This is a genomic window from Leptospira adleri, assembly GCF_002811985.1.
Classification (GTDB): domain Bacteria; phylum Spirochaetota; class Leptospiria; order Leptospirales; family Leptospiraceae; genus Leptospira; species Leptospira adleri.
Genome location: NZ_NPDU01000087.1, coordinates 1 through 18,203, shown reverse-complemented (window position 1 = coordinate 18,203; position 18,203 = coordinate 1). Strand labels below are relative to the sequence as shown.

Sequence of the window (18,203 nt, the reverse complement as noted above, 5' to 3'; positions counted from 1 at the left end):
AAAAGCGACGCAGCAACTGGTTCCACGCGTTCTTTGGTGGTTTCGTTGGGGCGCGATGTTTACGTTCTTGAGCGGTTGGACAATGATCGGAATTTCCCTTTACAACGGAACGACCCTTTCTTCCGGTCAATGGCTTGCGATCATTCTCGGCGGAGGACTTTTAGGTTCTCTTATGTGGTTTAACGTTTGGTTCGTAATCTGGCCCGCTCAAAAAGTTGTGATCGCCGCTGCCAAAGGCGAAACTGCGGAGAACCCCGCTCCAAGAGCGGCGAGAGGACTTCTCGCTTCTAGAACGAACACGTTGTTATCCATTCCTATGTTGTTTCTTATGGGCGCGGCCAGAAACTTAACCGTTTCTGTGGACGTAACCGGCTCTCAAGCGCATACATTCTTAGGAGTCATCTTGGTTCTTCTTGCGATAGTTGAAACGAACGCGTTAACCGCAACACCTGAGAGCGCGACTTTTAAGCCTATCAAAACCGTTAAGGGCGTGATCACTTCCGGGTTTGTTCTTACTCTGATCATTTACGTTCTTCTTGAGGTTCTTCTCTAATTCAATGAGAAGAGCGAATTTTCGAGGCGGTTTTTTCCGCCTCCTGTTTTTCTTCGTAATTTCGATTTTGGTTCTTGCGAATTGTAAGGAAGAGAATCTAACCCCTGAACAAAAGCAGCTCAATCAGGGAAAGGGTTTGTATACGGCGAATTGTTCGGCTTGTCACAATCAAAATCCTGCGATGGACGGAGCGGTTGGACCCGCGATTAAGGGTTCCAATTTTGAATTGTTAAAGGCAAGAATCGTAAGCGGAACTTATCCGGCTGGATATACTCCGAAGCGTTCCAGCCAATTGATGACTCGGCTTCCGCTCAACGACGAGCAGATTCGAAGTATAGAAGCTTACTTAAACGCACCGTAAAGTAATGGAACATTGGGAGCGAGAAATTCAATCCCAGTGTTTCTTTAATTCATTTCAAAATTCTTTGGATTCTTGTGCTTGCCCTCTCCGGCTCTACTTGATCGAAGATTACAAACTGGCAGAAAGAGTTTTAAAAAATTGTAAGAACAAACTCTATGAAACGAATCAGTTTCTCCCGATCGAATCTCTTACATTTCTCATAATATCAACAATCTGAGAATGTACCTTTCCATTAGAGACGACAACTTCCGAGTTTCCGGATAAGAATCTTTTTCCCCCGAAGTCGGTAACTTTTCCGCCCGCTTCGGTGAGAATCACGGAACTCGCGACCGTGTCCCAGAGTTTAACTCCCTTCTCCCAGATTCCATCTAACAAACCTTCGGCGACCCAACAAGAATCGAGAACAAAAGATCCTGTCCTTCTCATGGATCGTCCACAACTGATAAATGCCGTGATGTCCGAAATCACTTCGTTTAATATTTCTTTTCTGTTTGTCGGAAAGCTCGGTACTAGCATCGCGCGTGCAAGCGACTCGGTGTTGGAGACGTCGATTCTAAGTCCGTTCTTAAAGGCTCCTTGAGAAACAATGGCCGAATATTTGGTGTTTAATCCCGGAACGAAAACCACACCCGCAACCGGAGATTCTCTGTGCTCTAATCCGATGGAGACGCAGTACAAAGGAATTCCGCGGACGAAGTTCATGGAACCGTCGATCGGATCCAAAACCCAACGAAAGGAATTGTTTCCTTCGAATTTATAATTGTCTTCGGAAAGAATCGAATCCGAAGGAAAGTTTTGTCTGAGATATTCCACGATGAATTTTCCCATCATCTCATCGGCTTTATGAATCTGATCTTTCTCTTCGGCTTCCGTGGAGAACGCGAAGGCTTTTAAATCCTTCTGAAGCTTTAATGCGGATTCTATAAAAATTCCGGAGACAGATTGAACGGATTTGATCCTGCGTTTGACTTCCTCTAAAGGAAAGTCAATGGGAGGGGCAAGTGGTTGGTCCATATGTTTCTCTTGAAAAAAGATTACTTTCGTTTTAGGATTTTCCAGAGCATATTACCGGAGAGTGTTACGTCCCTTTCCGTTCTGAAAGAACGAAGCCAGTTGTGCAAAGGTTCCTGTATAACTGAATCTATTGTCATGCTTTCCGGCGACAATAAAAGATCAATCAAATGCCGGATGGTTAAAAATTGATCCAAGATTCTTTCTTGAGAACTCTCTAAAAAGCGGGAACTGATCGAATGAAATTCAACGTCGATCGGTTCAAAGACTTTACCCGGCTGCCAAACTTCCTTTGTTATATTAAGAATCGACTGAATTACCGAGATTTGCTTTGAATAATCGACGTCGTCAAAGAGTTCGGAGTAAGTGTGTTGGATTTTGTTAAAAGCGGGAACGGTATCTACGTCGACCATGAATTCTGTCTCTTTATATTGACGAGTGACAAAGTCCACAATCTGTCCTTCTTTCGTTTCTAAATTCTCAAGCGGAAGAATTCTCGCGAGGTAATAAATTTTTTGGGTTCGAACGGAAGCGGTTTTCCCTTGAGCGGCTTGTTTGACGACCATCGAGGACGGTGCGCCTCCGAGATAGGAAAGAATAAAACTCACAACAAAGATAAACTTTTTGTCCTCGTCTCCTTTCGCGTAAGGAAGAGGTTTTACTAAGAATAATTGATTCGTGTTCTTTTTCGGTTTCGCTTCGGGAAGAACCTGACAACCTTTGATCAACTCGGGAATGAGCTGTTCGGCTTGCAGGAGAAATTCTTTTGCCGCGGAAAACTCAACTCCGTAGACCGAAGTCGGAGGAAGAATGTAACTATCTTCGAATTGCAAAAAAGGAGTATGCAAGTTGTCCACAAAGATTTCGTGCGAGCGGTTGCTTCCGGAAACGGACGCGAGAATTCGATTTAGTTCCTCGACTTGATTTAATTCCAAAGAATTCTTTCCTTTCTATGTTCGCTTAACAAAGATTCGATCTCATTTTTTCTTGGGGATGATTCTAACTTCATAAGGGTTTAAAATTTTCAGACCGGCTAATTTCTTTTTACCGGAATGATTGATATAAATTTCGTAATTTCGATTTATTCCGGTTCTATTTATTTTTTCAACCGTCGGTCCGTAAAAGGTGAAAGGTATTTTAGCTTCCCTTAAAATTCGACGATAGAGAAGCATAAAACTCAAAGGTTCTAAAGAAGCACCGATATAAATTACTCTTCCTTTATGATAAGAATTTGCCGTAATTATAGGTTCGCCTTTGTAGAACTTCTTCTTATCCGTGTAACGGGCCCAGACTTCCGCCGTAGTAGGTTCCAAAATTTCGCAGATCTTAGAACAAGTTCCAGGCAAGAATCGAAACTTAAATTTTACTTTTTGATTTCCAACGGCTTCGAACTTTCTGACTTTCATGCCGGCCATTTCTGCAAACGGTCCCGGAATTTGAGAATCATACATCCAGCCGTTTAAATCTTTGGCGCCGGTCCTATATCCTAAAACTAAAGTTCCTCCTTCTCTTACAAACGTTTCCAACTTTTGAAAAATGGAATCGGTCACCATCGTGTACATCGGCAAGACGATGATTTTATAATCTTTGAAGTCGATTTTGGAAGCGGGACGAAAGTGAGTGTTGACGTTGAGAACGTTCATGCCCGAAAACCAAGTCGCCATTTCAACGTCGTATCCGAGTTGGGCCCAGGGAACCGGAGAATATTTAAGTCCTGTGGAAATCGGTTGGTGCTTCCAGTTTCTTGCGTTCTCAATGTCGTGAACCACCGCGACGTCCGCCGGAAATAAATTTTCCACGAAGTCGTCCGCGAATTCGTTTATCTCTTCGATTCCTTTTTGCAATTCGAAGTAGCGCTCCGTCCTTTCTTTATCGTGATCTAAAATTCCGTAACAGAGCTGTTCTTGTCCGAAGCGCGCGGTTCGGTAGCGAAAAAAGTAAATCGCATTGGAGCCGTGAACAATCGAATGCTTCATCCAAAGTTTTGTTTGTCCCGGCGCGGGAAGATAACCTAAAAGATCGTGTCCTTGAAATCCGGAAATTTGTTCCATCACGGTGAATGGAAGATTCTTTAAACCTCGATTGTATTGTTGCATCGCCGCTATAAACGGGTGCGGAAAAGGTTCTTCTTGTTCGCCCCAAGTCGGATAGTTATCCCAAGAGATATAATCCAAATATGTCGCGAGCTCCGCCATATCGATGATCGGAAGAAAAGGAGACGGATAAAGATTTGTGGTAAGCGGTCTTCCAACGGAGAATTTTCTAAGAATCTGAGCTTGGAGTTTTACGAAATCGACGATCGTATCGGAATGAAATCGATAGAAATCTTGTATCATCGAGGGATGGAAGTTACTGGAAACGTGCGCACCCGGAATCGGAATTTCGTCAAAAGAATCGTACAAAACTCCCCAGAAAATATTTCCCCAAGTGTTATTCAGATTGTAGATCGTTTTGTACTTGTTCTTCAGCCAAACGCGAAAGGCTTTTAAGGAAGTCATCGACTCGTCGATATCGGAACCCTCGTGTCCTATCTCGTTATCGATTTGCCAGCCGATTACCGCCGGATGATTTCCATAATGTTTCGCCATTGCGGTAACAATCTTTACTACCGCATTTCTATAATTCGGAGAGGAAAAACAGGCTTGTCTTCTGGTTCCGATCGTTCGTTTGATTCCGTCGCGTTCTTGGATTATGTCCGGAAATTTTTTTACAAGCCAAGGTGGAAAGGTGGCTGTCGGAGTACCGAGGATTGCGGTCATTCCTTTTTTTTGAATGAGATTTAAAATCTTATCGAAAAAGGAAAAGTCGTATTTCCCTTCTTTCGGTTCCATAATCGCCCAACCGAATTCGGCGAGTCGAACGGATGAAAGACCCATCTCCTTCATGATTCGAATGTCTTCTTCCCAATCTTTTTGAGTCCATTGTTCCGGGTAGTAATCAGCGCCGAATATCATTCCGATCTCCTTTTCGTTACGGAAAGAGATTTCAAAGTATGGGCACAATCTGAAAAGAAAGAAAACCGCAAATCTCCGAAGTCTAAAAGAAAAAATACTGTCTTTTCCCGGGAAAGTCTGAGAGGATACGAATGACGTAGAGATTATTTTACTTCTGCGCGTAACCGAGATCTCTCAGTTACTCCATCCACAGAAGGATCCCATGCACAACCAGGACTCACTCATATACGGAATTTTGCCGGATGTTCACTTCCGATATTCCGCGACCGAAATTTCATATTCCGTGACGGCGGCTTCCAATTTACACAACTTAGACGATGCAAATACTGAACTTTTGGCCAGAGCGATGATAGGCGCCTTCTTTCTCGCGGATCAAATCAAGGAAGACACGAAAGTAAGTTTACAGATACAATTCAACGAAGATTCTCCCATTCACTCTGTCCTCGCTTATAGCGATCGTAAGGGAAGAATGAAGGCGGTCCTCAGAGCGCGTCCGGAAGAAGACATCGAACCCGGTCAGCTTATGGAAGATTATTCCGGAATTCTGAAAGTCTTTCGTTGGAAAGACGGCGCTTGTATTTATCAATCCGTTGTTCCTTATAAGAACAGCAGCTTTGAGGAAAATTTTCAAAACTATCTCAATAGTTCCGAGCAAATCACTTGTTTTGTTACTATCCTTATTCAAAAGAACGGATTTCACTGGGATGTACGGGGAATTTTACTTCAATCTCTGCCGGAAGCGAAAGAAGAACACATGCAAAAAATTGCAAGTCTTTCCAATGAGATCAACGAGAACGTGACCGAATTCTTAGGAAAAGACATATACAATTGTCTTAATAAAATCGGAGAAGCGACTCGTTCGGCGGTGCAAATTTTAGAGGAAGGTCAGCCTGAATTCCGTTGCGATTGTTCCGAAGATAAAATTCGGGAATTGATACAGACTCTTGGAAAGGAAGAGGCAATGAGCATTTTAGAAGAAGTCGGTATGATCGAAGTTACTTGCGAATTTTGCACTTCCGTTTATCGTTTTGAAAAAGAAAGGGTAAACGAATTATTTTGAGGAAGAATTGGAACTCGAATTTCAGAATCTAAGACTGGAAGAATTAGACAAACCGGCCAATTTTCTTGCGACCCTGATCCAAACGTCTCTGGAACAAAATTTATTTCCGGTTCTTTTATTTACGGGCTCGATGGGTGCGGGAAAAACGACTTTTACTTCAAGATTGGTAAAAAAAATATCCCCCACTGCAAACGTAAATTCTCCCACTTATACCTTGATCAATCAATATCCGATTCCGGGGCGTGATGATTTCTTCTATCATTTTGATCTTCACCGATTGAAAAGTTCGCAAGACCTAGAAGATCTAGGTTTTGAAGATTTTTGGGGAAAAAGCGGAGTTTCCATCATAGAATGGTGGCAGATCGCGGAAGACTATATCCGTGAAATAGCTCTTAAGATCGAAGTCGAGTTGAAAACAATTTCGGAAAACGAAAGAAGAATCACATTCAAAAGTGATGATATTCCTTCTTATCCGATTTTAAAAAATCTTTGGGAGAAAATGGAAGGACTTCCCGCATGAAGAAAATTCTATTCTTTGACGCTACGAACCAGTGGGTTTTGGCAGAATCCTTTCATTTCAACGACGAGGGGGACTTGGAGAATGTGGCTTCCTATACCGGAATTCATCCCCGAGAATCTTCAAAAGTCCTGATTCAAGAACTTCGAAATATTTTATCACGATCGAATTGGAAATCGCCGGACTTAATCGTTTGCGCGCTCGGACCGGGATCTTTTACCGGTCTTAGAATTGCGGTGGCGACTGCGAGAAATTTGGCGCAGCTTTGGAAAATTCCGGCGATCGGAATCGACAGCCTCAACGTTTATTCTTCTTTCTATTTTCAAGAGGTGGGAGATCCAGTATCGGTCGCGATCGAAGCGAAACAGAAAAAAATTTATTTCGCGATGGAAGATCAAAGAGGTTTTTTCGGTTCTATCGACGTAAAACCCGACGATATAATGGAAAGAATTCCCGAAGATCGTTTACACGCTTTTTTAACTTCGCAAAGGTATTCGGATAATCCCGAATTCTTCGGAGGAATTCCGATTTTAGAAAATTTGCCTTCCGGTTCCGCCGCGCTCAATCAAATGAAAGAGCAAATCATAAAAGCGATAAAATTTCCGGAAAATTTTCCATATTGGAAATTGGTTCCCAACTATGTGCGCGGAACCTATGTCGACGATAAGTCGACGGTTTAGTTATCATGAATAAAAAGAAAAAACAAACAAAACAAAAGAGGACAACTGCTCCTCAATCGAAAAAGAAAAACTTCTCGAAATCCGAACGACCGAAAAAAGAAAGATCGTCCGGAAGATCGGATGGTTATAGAGAAAACGAAGTCGGTAAGAAAATTCTTAAATACCTTCAATCCAGAGCCGGCTCTGTGATTTTGTATAAGGATTTAACGGCGAAAATTCTGAGAGAAGACAATCAAAATTCTTACGGAAAAAAAAGGGAAAAGTGGCAGATCCAGGAAAGAGAAAGGGAGATTTTGGAAGCGCTTCAACTTTTGGAAACGGAAGGACTGATTGAATTAGAAAAAAAGAATATTATCGTCAACTCCAATCAAAAACTACAAGGAACAATTTCGATCAGCAAACGTGGAGACGGTTTTGTGAAACTTGCCTCTGGGATGGAAATTTTTGTTCCGGGTCAATATACTCAGTCTGCGATTCAAGGCGATCTTGTGGAAGTGGAACCTTACGGAATCGGCAAGAAGGGACGTCTTGAAGGAGAAGTTTCGGAGATTTTACGAAGAGGACGCGATCTCTATCGAATGGTCATCACGGAAAAGGATCCGAAGTTCATATTCGGAAAACTTCTGGATATAGACGGTGAGGAAAAGGAGGGTTATCTACTTCGTAAGACGATTCTTACCGATCTTCAGGATGAAATTAAATCCGGCGACGTTTTGATCGTTAAGTTAAAAGAGGAAACCGAACACGAACGAAATCTGTACGAAGTTCAGTTTCTTAGATTCGAATCGGATACAAAAGAAGATTTGGATTTGATGAGAATGCTCATGAAATACAATTACAGCATTCTTTATCCGGAAAACATCGCCCTAGAACTTCCGGAAGAAGTCGACGAAAGTAACGTGGATGATTGGAAATCCAGAGTCGATCTTCGCGAATTAAAATGTATCACGATCGACGGCGAGTATTCGAAGGACTTCGACGACGCGATCGGTTTTATCGAAGAAAAGAATAAAATCCGTTTTTACGTTCATATAGCCGATGTTTCGCATTACGTGCGTTTGGGGACCGAACTCGACGAGGAAGCATACAATCGGGCGACTTCGGTTTATTTGGGAAGCAGGGTTGTTCCTATGTTGCCGCCGGAGCTTTCCGAAAATCTCTGCTCTTTGGTCGCGGGTAAGAATCGTCTGGCTTTTACAGTCGAAATGGAAGCGGATTGGAAAGGAAAGATCACCAATGCTAAATTTTACAAAAGTATAATCAAGGTCGCGGAACGTTACACTTACAATCGAGCCGAATCCGAAATTCTTTCCGGCGATGCCAAGAATTGGATCTATCGGATGAACGAATTCGCAAAGGTTCTTCGCGCTCAAAGAGTTGCAAACGGCAGAGTGGATCTGAATCTAAAAGAGAATAAAGTGGTCACCGACTCCGAGCACAACGTGATCGAAATTGCGGTTCAAGATCGGCTTCAAGCTCATATTCTCATCGAAGAGTTTATGCTTTCGGCAAATATCAAGGTTGCGGAATTTATTAGAAAAAAGAAGCAGCCGACTTTATATCGAGTTCACGAACCGATGGACGACGAAAAAATTGAATCTTTGAACGCATTCTTAAAATTGAATGGAGTCAAAACTCTTCTTAAAGATTCAAGTTACGAATCCATAAGCGCGGTTTTAAAGGATTTGGAAGAAAAGCCGGCGGAGAGATTGTTCAATATGTTTCTATTGAGAACCTTTATGCAGGCTTATTATTCGGGCGAACATTTGGGTCATTGGGGATTGGGTTTTGAAGACTATTGTCATTTCACTTCGCCCATTCGAAGATATCCGGATCTTATCTGTCATCGGGTATTACAGAATATTTTGATCGGAAAAAAACCTCTCTACACTCAGGAAGATATGGTTACCGCTGGACTTCATTGTTCGCATCAAGAAAGAAAGGCGACGGATTCCGAAAGAGATTATTATAAACTTAAGGCCTGCCGTTATTTGGAAAAAACTGGGATCAAGGAATTCTCAGCCACAATTACAGGATGCAAGCCGTTCATCGTTTTTGTGGATCTGGAGAATCCTATGGTCGACGCTTGTTTACTTTCGTCGGAGTTTACGGACGAGGGTGAAATCCGAATGGACACCGATTTCTCATTCTATTCTAAGAAGTTCACGAAGATTTATACTCTTGGAGATAAGGTCGAAGTGGAGTTGGATCGAATCGATTACGAAGAAATCAAGATCTTTGTGAAAATGAAGAAATTCCAGAAGAAGTTATAGACAAAGTAATTCATCTCTTATATCACTGCGGTTCGGGAGCGCTTTTTAGCAAATACCGTCACGAACGATTTGTTTCACTCGTCTTCCATCCGATCAGTCGTTATATATAAAGCCGTAACGCTATATGCGTACGGGAGGTGAACTTGGAGAAGTTTCTACAAGAACCGATTCCGCGGAGTCGGTTTCTAAAACTAAGTCTTAAATTTTTGGCGATCACCGCGTTTGTTCTTCCGGGAATGAGTGCGTGTTCCACTGGATCAATCCCTCGCCTGCGAGGTTTAAAAGAAGATCATTATCTTTCCTTTAAATCTATAGGAGAAGTTTTTCTAAAAGGAAATCCAATCCCCGACTTTGATTTAGGCGTCGCGATGGATGATTACATCTACGGGCATCCTACGCCGATCGATACGGAAGACGTGCTTCTTTTATTGGGTTTGATTCCCGCTTCGAGACTAGCATCGCTTGCGCTCGATTTTTCATTTACACCAATGATTGCTTTGAATGTGGAAGAAAGAGAGAAACGTCTCTTATCCTGGAAAAATTCTTCTCTCAATTTGAAACGCGGTGCGTTTTCAATCATGAGACAGATTGCATTCTTTCTCGTTTCAAAAGACAAACGAATCCAAAAATTAGCAGGATATGAGGCGTAAAGATGAGCGGAATTCCAGCGGCGAATGATAAAATCATAACTCCGAAAAAACACAAAGAAATTATCGAAAGGGAAAATATCAAGGACGGAACTTGGGAGTTAAAAGCCGAAGCCGTTGTAATCGGTTCCGGTGCAGGCGGCGCGGTTGCCGCGGCGACTTTGGCAAAAAAAGGTTGGAAAGTGATTCTGATCGAAGAAGGCTCTTACTTTACTCCCGCACAATTTACAAGCGAAGAATTTATGTCGTCCGCCAGACTTTATAGAGATGCGGGATTTATCGTTACGGAAGAACAAACTCTGAGCATTCTTCAGGGAAGAACCGTGGGCGGTTCTACGACGGTCAATTGGCAGACTTCGTTATATCCTCCCGATTACGTAACCTCGGAATGGGATCAGAGATTCGGGCTGAAAGGTTATTCCAGAGAAGCCATGGATCCGTATGTTTCTTCCGTACATGAAAGACTCGGCGTACATCCGGTACCTCAAAATCTTATCAATCAGAATAACAACACTTTGATGAAGGGCGGTAAAGAGTTGGGCCTTCATCCCGAAGTTCTGAATAATAACAACAGAGGTTGTATCGGTTTGGGAAGATGCGGATTGGGCTGTCCTATCAACGCAAAACAATCTATGTTCTTAACTTACATTCCGGACGCAATCGAAGCGGGCGCCACGGTGATCGCAAATATGAAGGCAAAAGTCATTCACGACGGACCAATGAAAGTTGTGGTAGCGGAATTTACGCCCGATGCATACGAGAAAGCTCCGGACCAAGTGATTCAAAAAATCAAAATATCCGCGCCGGTCGTTGTCGTCAGTGCGGGCGCAATCGAAGGGCCGGCTCTTCTGCAAAGATCCGGTTTAGGAAACGATTGGGTAGGACGAAATTTAAAAGTTCATCCTACCTGTTCGATCTTTGCGATCTTCGACGAGAAAATCAATATGTTCTCCGGTCCGCCTCAATCTGCAGTGATCAAGGATGGTCACAATCAAGAGAACACGGGATACGGCTTCTGGCTAGAGGTCGCTCCCTTCCGTCCGACTCTGACTGCGTCTTTGATTCCATTCTACGGTCCGAAACAATTCGAAATGATTGAGAAATATCCGAACATGAGCGCGGGAATCGTTCTTGTTCGAGATGGAGCTGACGGAGAAGCAAATGCTTCCGTTAAGTGGTCCTTAGGTTCTAGAAAGGTTTACTTTGAGCTCACACCGGGCGACGGGAAGAATATGCTCCGCGGTTTGAAAATGCTCGCAGAAGTACAGGCGGCCGCGGGTGCGAAAGAATTGATTTTCCCTTTTCCAGACATGCAGGAACCCGTGAAGGTGGACAAGAATACGAAGTTCGACTGGGTCCTGGAAAAAAAATTCAATCCGGGAAGCCTACTCGTCGGTTCAGCGCATCCGCATGGTTCGATTCAGGCTGCGGATTCTCCCGAAAAAGGCGCCGTGGATCCTAACCTGGAATTGTATGGGCATAAGAATATTTTTGTGATCGATGCTTCCGTTTATCCGACCGGTTTGTCCGTAAATCCGCAGATAACCACGATGAGTATTGCTCTACGAGCGACCGAGGCGCTTGCGTCGCAAAAGCAGGAAAAAATAGGAAATTTATTATAAACCCGGGCGGAGAGGGGTCGCAAATTCACTTTTAAAAAAGACTTCCTCTCTGAAACTGGTCCTATGGGCTTCCGGATTCTCCTTATTTCCATTCTTTTTACTTTTCTTTCGGGTTCGCTCTTAGCGGATCTGAAGGAAGGAAAAAAAGCGTATGCCAGAAAGGATTTTACGAAAGCGATCGATGAGTTTCAGAAGTTCAATAACGGGAACCCGTCTTCCGGAGAAGCGTGGATGTACATGGGTTACATCTACGAGTATAGAAGAGATTATCCGAAATCCATTCAAAGTTTTAAGAAAGCCGTTAGTCTGAATCTTCCGAAGAAAGATCTCGTTAACTGCTATCAAAAAATTATCCTTTATTACAATTATCAGAGAGATTACCACGAGGTGATCGCTTATTCGAATCGTGTTTTACGAATTGATGCGGATCTGACTCATATTCAAAAAATTCGAAACACCGCGGAGGAAAGACTTTCTTCCGGACACGTAGTACATCATAAACCGAAACGAAATCACACGGAAGAAGCGGAGTTGTCCGGTCCAAATTCTGAAGAAGATTATCAAAAAATTCTGAATAAGGATCCCGAGAACGAATCCGCAAGATGGAATCTTTCATTGATTTACGCGAATCATAAGGAATTTCAGAAAGCGGAAAATCTTCTGGAAGGACTTGTTAAGAATCATCCTGAAAAGCAGGATTATTTATACAAATACGGAGTGATTTTGATCCGTAACGGAAAATTTTCGGAAGCGCTTCAAGTTTTGGATCGACTGGAAAGTAAAATCGATTCTGGAAACTCGAAAATGCTATATTATGCAAATCTAAACCAAGCCGTCGCTTACCATAAAATGAAAAGATATGAAGAGGCGGCGAAATACTATAGAAAGTCCTATTCTGCGAACGCAACCGTTCAACCTCTGATCGGTTTAACAAAATTGAAATACGAAGTGAAGGATTGCGAGAATTCCATAAAAACAGCGGAAAGAGCTTTGGAGTTCGGCGAAAGAACTTATGAAATCCGAATGTATTTGGCTCTTTGTAAAATACAAAATAAGGAAGAAACGGAAGGATATACGATTCTCAAAGAAATCGCTTCCAAGCTGGAAAAGGATAACCCCGAGTTTAAAAATCTTCCCGACGTCTACAACGACGGCATCCTGAAACTGGCCCGCTATTATACAAATCACGGCGAATATGATAAAGCTCTGCGATACTTTCATTCCGTTCAATCCACGGAAGAAGAAGAAAGAGAATACCGCTTTTATCTCGGTAAGGCTTATTTTTATACCGGAAAAATCGATCAGGCGATTCTAATGTTGGAAAAAGTCGGCGGTTCTTCGGGAGCGTACTATCTATTAGCAAAATGTTATGCGAATAAGGACGATCTTGAAAAAACGATGGAATACATCCGACTTGCGGCGAACATGAAACCTTCTATTTGGGCTGCTGCGGCGGAAGAAAAAGAATTCGATCGTTTTAAGGAAAAGTCGTCTTTTAAAAAATTCTTAGAATCTAAGGGCTCCGAAAAAGATAAGAATTTTGATTCCCAGGCGATGGATAAAACTTAAGAAAATTTTAAATCCTTTCTCAATTGGAATAAGGAATCGAGATCGACTTGACCGGGGGCCTTGGGTTCCTCCAGACAACAATAAGTAAAAATAGAACCGTAGGATTCCGGATAAACTCTCGAAAGAATTCCCATAGTTCCCATACAAATCCCCGTTAGGTGAATGTTCTTTTTCTTATATTCATTTGCAACGTTGCGAAAAGAGTCTAAAAATTCCGCGAGCTGCTTTACGGAATTTGGAAAGACGGCAAACTTAAAAGTTAGAGGAAGATGACTTTTATATTCTTTCGTTTTGTTTAAATAAGAATCGTTTTGAATCCAATTTCGAATTTCCGATTCCGTCAGAATTCCATCGAACTTGTGAACGGAACGGATCAGTCCAAATCCTTTTTCAGCGTAGGTTTCGAATAATTGGTTCGGGCGATTCAATTCCAGATCTAAATAATGATTTTGAGTCTGAAGCCGACTTGATATAGATCCGAAGTCGATTTCGGATTCCTTAGATCGATGCGATTGATCGGTATCGCCCGCTTGTCTGTAAGTAAAAATACACTTTGCGTTCAATCGTTCGATTTGAGCCGTGAGTTTTTCACTCAGACTTTGTTTTGTAAAAAGATCGAGTCTTATTTCAATCCAATCGCAGCGGGGATGTTTTTCTAAGCTAAAAAATTCTTCCTCGCTTACGGTAAGGACGATTTGAAATTCTTTTTCCATTTCGGATCAGAGACCTTTTTGCAAGAGATCGTGAATGGAAACGATTCCGATCAATGTTCTTTTTTCATCGATGATAGGGGCCACGGAAATCGGATTCGGTCTGGATTCCATTTGTTTTAGAATCTCGTAGGCGTTTTCGCCGGAATGAAAGGTGATAGGATTTGAATTCATCAATTCCTTTGCAGTGATGGAAGAATCCAATCCGCCTTCCTTCAATTTTTTTCGAATATCAAAATCGGTAATTATTCCTAAGAGTTGACCGGAAGAATCGGTAACTCCGGTTGCACCTTGTCTTTTAACCGTGATTTCGGTTAATATTTGCTCCAATCCGGAATCCGGGGAAACTTTCGCCAAATCCTTTTCACGACGCATAACGTCGTCAATTTTAAGACTCAGACGTTTTCCCAGTCTTCCTGCGGGATGATAAAGTGCGAAGTCTTCCTTTTTGAAATCCTTGAGTTCCATGAGACACATTGCGATCGCGTCACCGAGGATAAGCGCAATTGTCGTACTAGAAGTGGGAGCCAGTTCCAGAGGACAGGCCTCTTTTAAAACGGGCGTTAATAGGACGACGTCCGATTCTTTAGCCAATCTCGATTCTTCGTTTGCGGTCATCGCAATCACTTTGGCTCCGATATTCTTAATAGTCGGAATTAGATTGAGAAGTTCTTCACTCTCGCCTGATTTTCCGATCGCGATTACAACGTCCTCGTTCGCGATGATTCCCGCGTCTCCGTGGGCCGCGTCCGCAGGATGAAGAAATACGGACGGTGTTCCGGTCGACGATAACGTGGAGGAAATTTTTTTGCCGACGTCGCCTGACTTACCGACGCCTATTACGATTAATTTTCCCTTCGATTGAAGAATGAGTTCGATTGCTTCTTTGATCGACGGATCCAAATTTTTTCTGAAATGCAAAATGGATTCTATCTCTGTGTCGATTGCTTTGGTTATTTTTTCAATAATTGGATCCAATGGTTTCCTCTAGTTTTAACTTTTCTATGTCCAAAGTCACCGAAGTCATTAAGTTCATTCCGGGGAATTTGACTATAATTTGTTCTTGGTTTTTTCTTTGGATGATCTCGGCGTTGTATCCGGCAAAAGGCCCCTCTTTGATTAAGACTTTTTGACCCGGAGAAAGTTTTTCCTGAATCTCAACTTGGATTTTATCGGGAAACGTTTCTAAAAAAGTTCGCACAAGTTGGATGTCCTCGTCCGGTATTACATAGGGTTTTCCCGCATAAAAAACAAAATGATGTGCGCCGGGCAGTTGAAGAACCTTAATGCGTTCTTCAAAGAAGGAGATCTTTACGAAGATGTAGGACGGGTACATCGGTTCTTCGACTATCTTCCATCGATCGGACCATTTTTTTCTTTTCGAAAGTAAAGGAAGGAAACATTCTATCTTTCTCTCTTGAAAAAGTTTTTTGAGCTTTTTTTCGGCTCTTGGATTGGTATACAACGCATACCATTCATTGGTTTCAGAATTCTTTATCATCTACTTTGAACGAGACGGGAATGATTAAATTCGTTCCTTCTTTTAGATTGAATTTCCATGTTCTCAGCGCTCTTTTAAATTCGATTTCGAAAACCGAATATTTACAAGGCTGCAAAGTTTTTAGAATCTCCGCTTTTCCGTCAGATTGAATCCTCACTTCCCAAGAACAATCTGATTCCAATCTCTGTTCCAGGGCTCCCTGTGGAAAGTGGATTTCATTCTTAAATTCTTCAATTTCTCTTTCCAAGGTTCCGGAATCGTTCGTGTTATCCGGTATTTCCGACCTCGTATTTTTACCGTTTGAGTGGCTCGAAAAGCTGAACGTTAAAGGAACGGCCCCTCCTTTTTTCAAAAATATTTTGAAATCGGAAGTGAGAGAAGAATCCGGAGCGTATATAAAAACGACGCTAAAGATAAAGATATGAAAAAGACCGGATATGATAAAAGAAAGTCTCGTGCTCACAGGCCCACCCTTTCAATCAATGCTCAGAGAGCAATCCATACGGAATTTAGAATTTCATAAATCGAAATTCTTCCCGCCAAGGCCGTGAGCTTCTATAATCGAACAAGCGAAATAAAAAATAGTTGTCTTGGTTTTTCAAATCTGAATTCTTGCGATACTTCATTCAAAAGTATTTTCGGCTAAAAGGATTTGAGAAATGGAATGGTTTCGAGAACATCCTCAACTGATAGAGATAATTTCAATCTTACTTACTTGTTCTTTCGTTGGATGGATTACTAATTACGTAGCAGTTCAGATGATCTTCTATCCTAACGAGTTCATCGGCATCGGAAATTTCGGTTGGAAAGGGATCATTCCAAATCACGCGGTTAAGATGAGCAATCTTATCGCGAAAGTTTTAACCACTAGAGTTGTTCGTCCTCACGAATTGTACGAGAAAGTCGACCCGCATCAGATCAACGATTCGATTCGAGATATCGTTCAGCAGAAATCTAAAGAGATTGTCCATGACGTAATCGCCGCAGAGAACCGCGCTCTATGGGCTTTGATGCCCAACTCTTTAAAAGAAGAATTGGAAAAGGAAATTAGAATCGAAATTCCGAGACAGATAGAACAAGTTTATAAATCTTTCGGTCATGAGTTGGACGAAATTTTAGAATTGGACGAAATCATCCAAGTTTCCTTGAGCGGGAAGAATACGAAATTTCTCGTCGAGATGTTTATGCGCTGCGGAGGTCCGGAGTTTTCGTTTATCATTCGTTCCGGTATATACTTCGGATTTTTGATCGGATTGGTTCAGGTGGGATTTATTAACTTCTTCAATCAATGGTGGACGATGCCCATCATGGGTGTAATCGTCGGTTATTACACGAACTGGCTTGCGATCCTGATGATCTTTCGACCTTTGGAACCGAAGCGGTATCTTTTTTTTCAGTATCAAGGACTCTTCCTAAAAAGACAAAAAGAAGTTTCAAAAGAATTCGCCGCGGTGATCGCTTCGAGAGTTTTGAATCCGGAAAATTTAATCCGACTTATTTTTTTGGGAAAAGGGGGCGATCTCATCATTCAGCTTGTGATGGATAAGGCTAAGACGATGACTGAAAATAAACTAAAGGAGAAAGCCCCTTTTGTTCCTCTACTTTTGGGCTCCGAAAAAATGAGCAACCTTAAGGTAAAAATTGCGGATCATATTATTTGGATCATTCCACAAGTTGCCGATCGAATTCAAAATTACATCACAGATACGCTTCAAATTGAAAAAACTGTGGCAGATCGTTTGAGCGTGTTGCCCGCCGACGAATTTGAATCATTGTTGCATTCCGTTTTCAAAGAAGATGAAACGACTTTGATTATCCTCGGGGCACTTTTGGGAGGTTTCGTAGGTCTAATGCAAGCGTATCTCGTTTTTATGTCATAAACGAACTATATAACTCTAATCCTTTAGAGTTATATTAGAATCTGCTTAAATAACAATCCAATCTCGTTTTACAGATCATCGTATTTTCACTTCGATGTAATCTTTTCCAAGGACTAATAAAATTCTCCTTTAAAGGAAAGATTCCTTTTTGTGCGATGTAAATGATAGGGTATTCGAATGAGAAAAAATCTTCCGGTCACAAATCGAGAAATTCAAATTCCAGCGAATGCGGTTCTAATATCGAGGACCGATACTAAGGGAAGAATTTCATACGTTAGTCAAGACTTTGCGGACGTCAGTGGCTTTTCCGAGGAAGAAATGTTAGGCGAACCGCATAACCTGATTCGACATCCGGATGTTCCGCCTTACGTCTATAAGGACATGTGGGAAACGATTCAAGGCGGAGACCCCTGGAACGGAGTAGTAAAAAACCGAGCGAAGTCCGGCGATCACTATTGGGTCGACGCGACCATTACTCCGGTAATGAGCGACGGAATTGTAACCGGATATATGTCCGTTCGAAAGAAAGCCACGACCAAACAAATCGCGCGTGCGGAAATTCTTTTTAACGAATTACAAAATACCGATTCGATCGTGTGGAAATTTAAGGTTAGCTTCAGATCATTGCTTCAAAGGTTGGGTCTTGCGGGCAAAATTCTAATCTATAGCCTTCTTGTTTTTGTTCCTCTTCTATTCGCAAATTTTGAATGGATCAATCAAGGTTTGATCTTTCTTCCTTTACTTGGAATATCATGCGGTGGGCTCGGAATCTTTTTTTTGATTCTTACGATTTTCGGATATAGAAAAAGAATTAGAGAGATTATCACGATTCAAAAAGAAATCGTCGCGGGAAATTTTCTTAAAG

18 protein-coding genes are annotated in these 18,203 nt (G+C 42.0%); 11 read left to right on the top strand and 7 right to left on the bottom strand.

What is annotated here, in order from left to right; all coding sequences use genetic code 11:
* On the top strand, positions 1 to 553 hold a 553-nt coding region (locus CH376_RS21120), incomplete at its 5' end, for a urate hydroxylase PuuD (RefSeq protein WP_100788382.1).
* Between the two features lie 4 nt (positions 554 to 557).
* Positions 558 to 914, top strand: coding sequence for a c-type cytochrome (locus CH376_RS21115; RefSeq protein ID WP_100788381.1), 357 nt, complete (start codon positions 558 to 560; stop codon positions 912 to 914).
* Between the two features lie 165 nt (positions 915 to 1,079).
* On the opposite strand, the gene CH376_RS21110 is transcribed toward CH376_RS21115, so the two are convergent.
* Genes CH376_RS21110 through CH376_RS21100 form a run of 3 tightly spaced genes read right to left on the bottom strand, consistent with a single transcriptional unit; the run spans position 1,080 to position 4,879 of the window.
* Positions 1,080 to 1,928: an inositol monophosphatase family protein gene (locus CH376_RS21110; protein WP_100788379.1), complete on the bottom strand. Its 849-nt coding sequence runs from the start codon at positions 1,926 to 1,928 to the stop codon at positions 1,080 to 1,082.
* Between the two features lie 20 nt (positions 1,929 to 1,948).
* The gene (locus CH376_RS21105; protein WP_100788377.1) at positions 1,949 to 2,860 is read right to left on the bottom strand and encodes an LIC_10030 family protein; all 912 of its coding nucleotides are present in this window, start codon (positions 2,858 to 2,860) and stop codon (positions 1,949 to 1,951) included.
* Between the two features lie 42 nt (positions 2,861 to 2,902).
* Positions 2,903 to 4,879 (bottom strand): beta-galactosidase, encoded by a 1,977-nt coding sequence (locus CH376_RS21100; RefSeq protein ID WP_100788375.1) that lies wholly within the window; start codon positions 4,877 to 4,879, stop codon positions 2,903 to 2,905.
* Positions 4,880 to 5,081: 202 nt separating this feature from the next.
* Here CH376_RS21100 and CH376_RS21095 point away from each other — a divergent pair, with 202 nt between their 5' ends.
* The 7 genes from CH376_RS21095 (at position 5,082) to CH376_RS21065 (ending at position 13,247) form a co-directional block, all read left to right on the top strand.
* A complete protein-coding gene (locus CH376_RS21095) occupies positions 5,082 to 5,939 on the top strand; it encodes an Hsp33 family molecular chaperone HslO (protein WP_100788373.1) in 858 nt (285 codons plus the stop codon).
* A gap of 7 nt (positions 5,940 to 5,946) precedes the next feature.
* Complete coding sequence (gene tsaE, locus CH376_RS21090; protein WP_100788371.1) at positions 5,947 to 6,459, top strand: tRNA (adenosine(37)-N6)-threonylcarbamoyltransferase complex ATPase subunit type 1 TsaE; 513 nt, start codon at positions 5,947 to 5,949, stop codon at positions 6,457 to 6,459.
* A complete protein-coding gene (gene tsaB / locus CH376_RS21085; RefSeq protein ID WP_100788370.1) occupies positions 6,456 to 7,136 on the top strand; it encodes a tRNA (adenosine(37)-N6)-threonylcarbamoyltransferase complex dimerization subunit type 1 TsaB in 681 nt (226 codons plus the stop codon). Before tsaE ends, tsaB begins: the two co-directional genes overlap by 4 nt.
* 5 nt (positions 7,137 to 7,141) lie before the next feature.
* On the top strand, positions 7,142 to 9,409 hold the full coding sequence (locus CH376_RS21080) for a ribonuclease R family protein (protein WP_100788368.1): 2,268 nt from the start codon (positions 7,142 to 7,144) through the stop codon (positions 9,407 to 9,409).
* Between the two features lie 143 nt (positions 9,410 to 9,552).
* The gene (locus CH376_RS21075) at positions 9,553 to 10,059 is read left to right on the top strand and encodes a hypothetical protein (RefSeq protein ID WP_100788367.1); all 507 of its coding nucleotides are present in this window, start codon (positions 9,553 to 9,555) and stop codon (positions 10,057 to 10,059) included.
* A gap of 2 nt (positions 10,060 to 10,061) precedes the next feature.
* On the top strand, positions 10,062 to 11,678 hold the full coding sequence (locus tag CH376_RS21070) for a GMC family oxidoreductase N-terminal domain-containing protein (protein ID WP_100788366.1): 1,617 nt from the start codon (positions 10,062 to 10,064) through the stop codon (positions 11,676 to 11,678).
* 63 nt (positions 11,679 to 11,741) lie between these two features.
* Complete coding sequence (locus CH376_RS21065; RefSeq protein WP_100788364.1) at positions 11,742 to 13,247, top strand: tetratricopeptide repeat protein; 1,506 nt, start codon at positions 11,742 to 11,744, stop codon at positions 13,245 to 13,247.
* On the opposite strand, the gene CH376_RS21060 is transcribed toward CH376_RS21065, so the two are convergent.
* The 4 genes from CH376_RS21060 to CH376_RS21045 are packed head-to-tail and all read right to left on the bottom strand — an operon-like array spanning position 13,244 to position 15,921.
* Entirely contained in the window at positions 13,244 to 13,960 is a 717-nt protein-coding gene (locus CH376_RS21060) for a type I 3-dehydroquinate dehydratase (protein WP_100788363.1), read from the bottom strand. The two genes, CH376_RS21065 and CH376_RS21060, sit on opposite strands and share 4 nt — an antisense overlap.
* Before the next feature lie 6 nt (positions 13,961 to 13,966).
* Positions 13,967 to 14,935, bottom strand: coding sequence for a KpsF/GutQ family sugar-phosphate isomerase (locus tag CH376_RS21055; RefSeq protein WP_100788361.1), 969 nt, complete (start codon positions 14,933 to 14,935; stop codon positions 13,967 to 13,969).
* Complete coding sequence (locus CH376_RS21050; RefSeq protein ID WP_100788359.1) at positions 14,919 to 15,458, bottom strand: UpxY family transcription antiterminator; 540 nt, start codon at positions 15,456 to 15,458, stop codon at positions 14,919 to 14,921. The genes CH376_RS21055 and CH376_RS21050 overlap by 17 nt, the downstream gene beginning before the upstream one ends.
* A complete protein-coding gene (locus tag CH376_RS21045; RefSeq protein ID WP_100788357.1) occupies positions 15,442 to 15,921 on the bottom strand; it encodes an LIC_10042 family TonB-like protein in 480 nt (159 codons plus the stop codon). Before CH376_RS21045 ends, CH376_RS21050 begins: the two co-directional genes overlap by 17 nt.
* A gap of 196 nt (positions 15,922 to 16,117) precedes the next feature.
* On the opposite strand from CH376_RS21045, the gene CH376_RS21040 reads away from it, so the two are divergent.
* Together CH376_RS21040 and CH376_RS21035 are read left to right on the top strand one after the other, a co-directional pair.
* Positions 16,118 to 17,338: a DUF445 domain-containing protein gene (locus CH376_RS21040; RefSeq protein WP_100788356.1), complete on the top strand. Its 1,221-nt coding sequence runs from the start codon at positions 16,118 to 16,120 to the stop codon at positions 17,336 to 17,338.
* 177 nt (positions 17,339 to 17,515) lie between these two features.
* Positions 17,516 to 18,203 (top strand): PAS domain-containing protein (locus tag CH376_RS21035; RefSeq protein WP_125232030.1); only part of this gene is annotated, 688 nt, incomplete at its 3' end.

Bases quoted from the DNA above. Each gene is read 5' to 3' on its own strand.
- CH376_RS21115 (WP_100788381.1), top strand. From the start codon at position 558: ATGAGAAGAGCGAATTTTCGAGGCGGTTTTTTCCGCCTCCTGTTTTTC.
- CH376_RS21110 (WP_100788379.1), bottom strand. From the start codon at position 1,928: ATGGACCAACCACTTGCCCCTCCCATTGACTTTCCTTTAGAGGAAGTC.
- CH376_RS21100 (WP_100788375.1), bottom strand. From the start codon at position 4,879: ATGATATTCGGCGCTGATTACTACCCGGAACAATGGACTCAAAAAGAT.
- CH376_RS21095 (WP_100788373.1), top strand. From the start codon at position 5,082: ATGCACAACCAGGACTCACTCATATACGGAATTTTGCCGGATGTTCAC.
- tsaB (WP_100788370.1), top strand. From the start codon at position 6,456: ATGAAGAAAATTCTATTCTTTGACGCTACGAACCAGTGGGTTTTGGCA.
- CH376_RS21080 (WP_100788368.1), top strand. From the start codon at position 7,142: ATGAATAAAAAGAAAAAACAAACAAAACAAAAGAGGACAACTGCTCCT.
- CH376_RS21070 (WP_100788366.1), top strand. From the start codon at position 10,062: ATGAGCGGAATTCCAGCGGCGAATGATAAAATCATAACTCCGAAAAAA.
- CH376_RS21065 (WP_100788364.1), top strand. From the start codon at position 11,742: ATGGGCTTCCGGATTCTCCTTATTTCCATTCTTTTTACTTTTCTTTCG.
- CH376_RS21060 (WP_100788363.1), bottom strand. From the start codon at position 13,960: ATGGAAAAAGAATTTCAAATCGTCCTTACCGTAAGCGAGGAAGAATTT.
- CH376_RS21050 (WP_100788359.1), bottom strand. From the start codon at position 15,458: ATGATAAAGAATTCTGAAACCAATGAATGGTATGCGTTGTATACCAAT.
- CH376_RS21040 (WP_100788356.1), top strand. From the start codon at position 16,118: ATGGAATGGTTTCGAGAACATCCTCAACTGATAGAGATAATTTCAATC.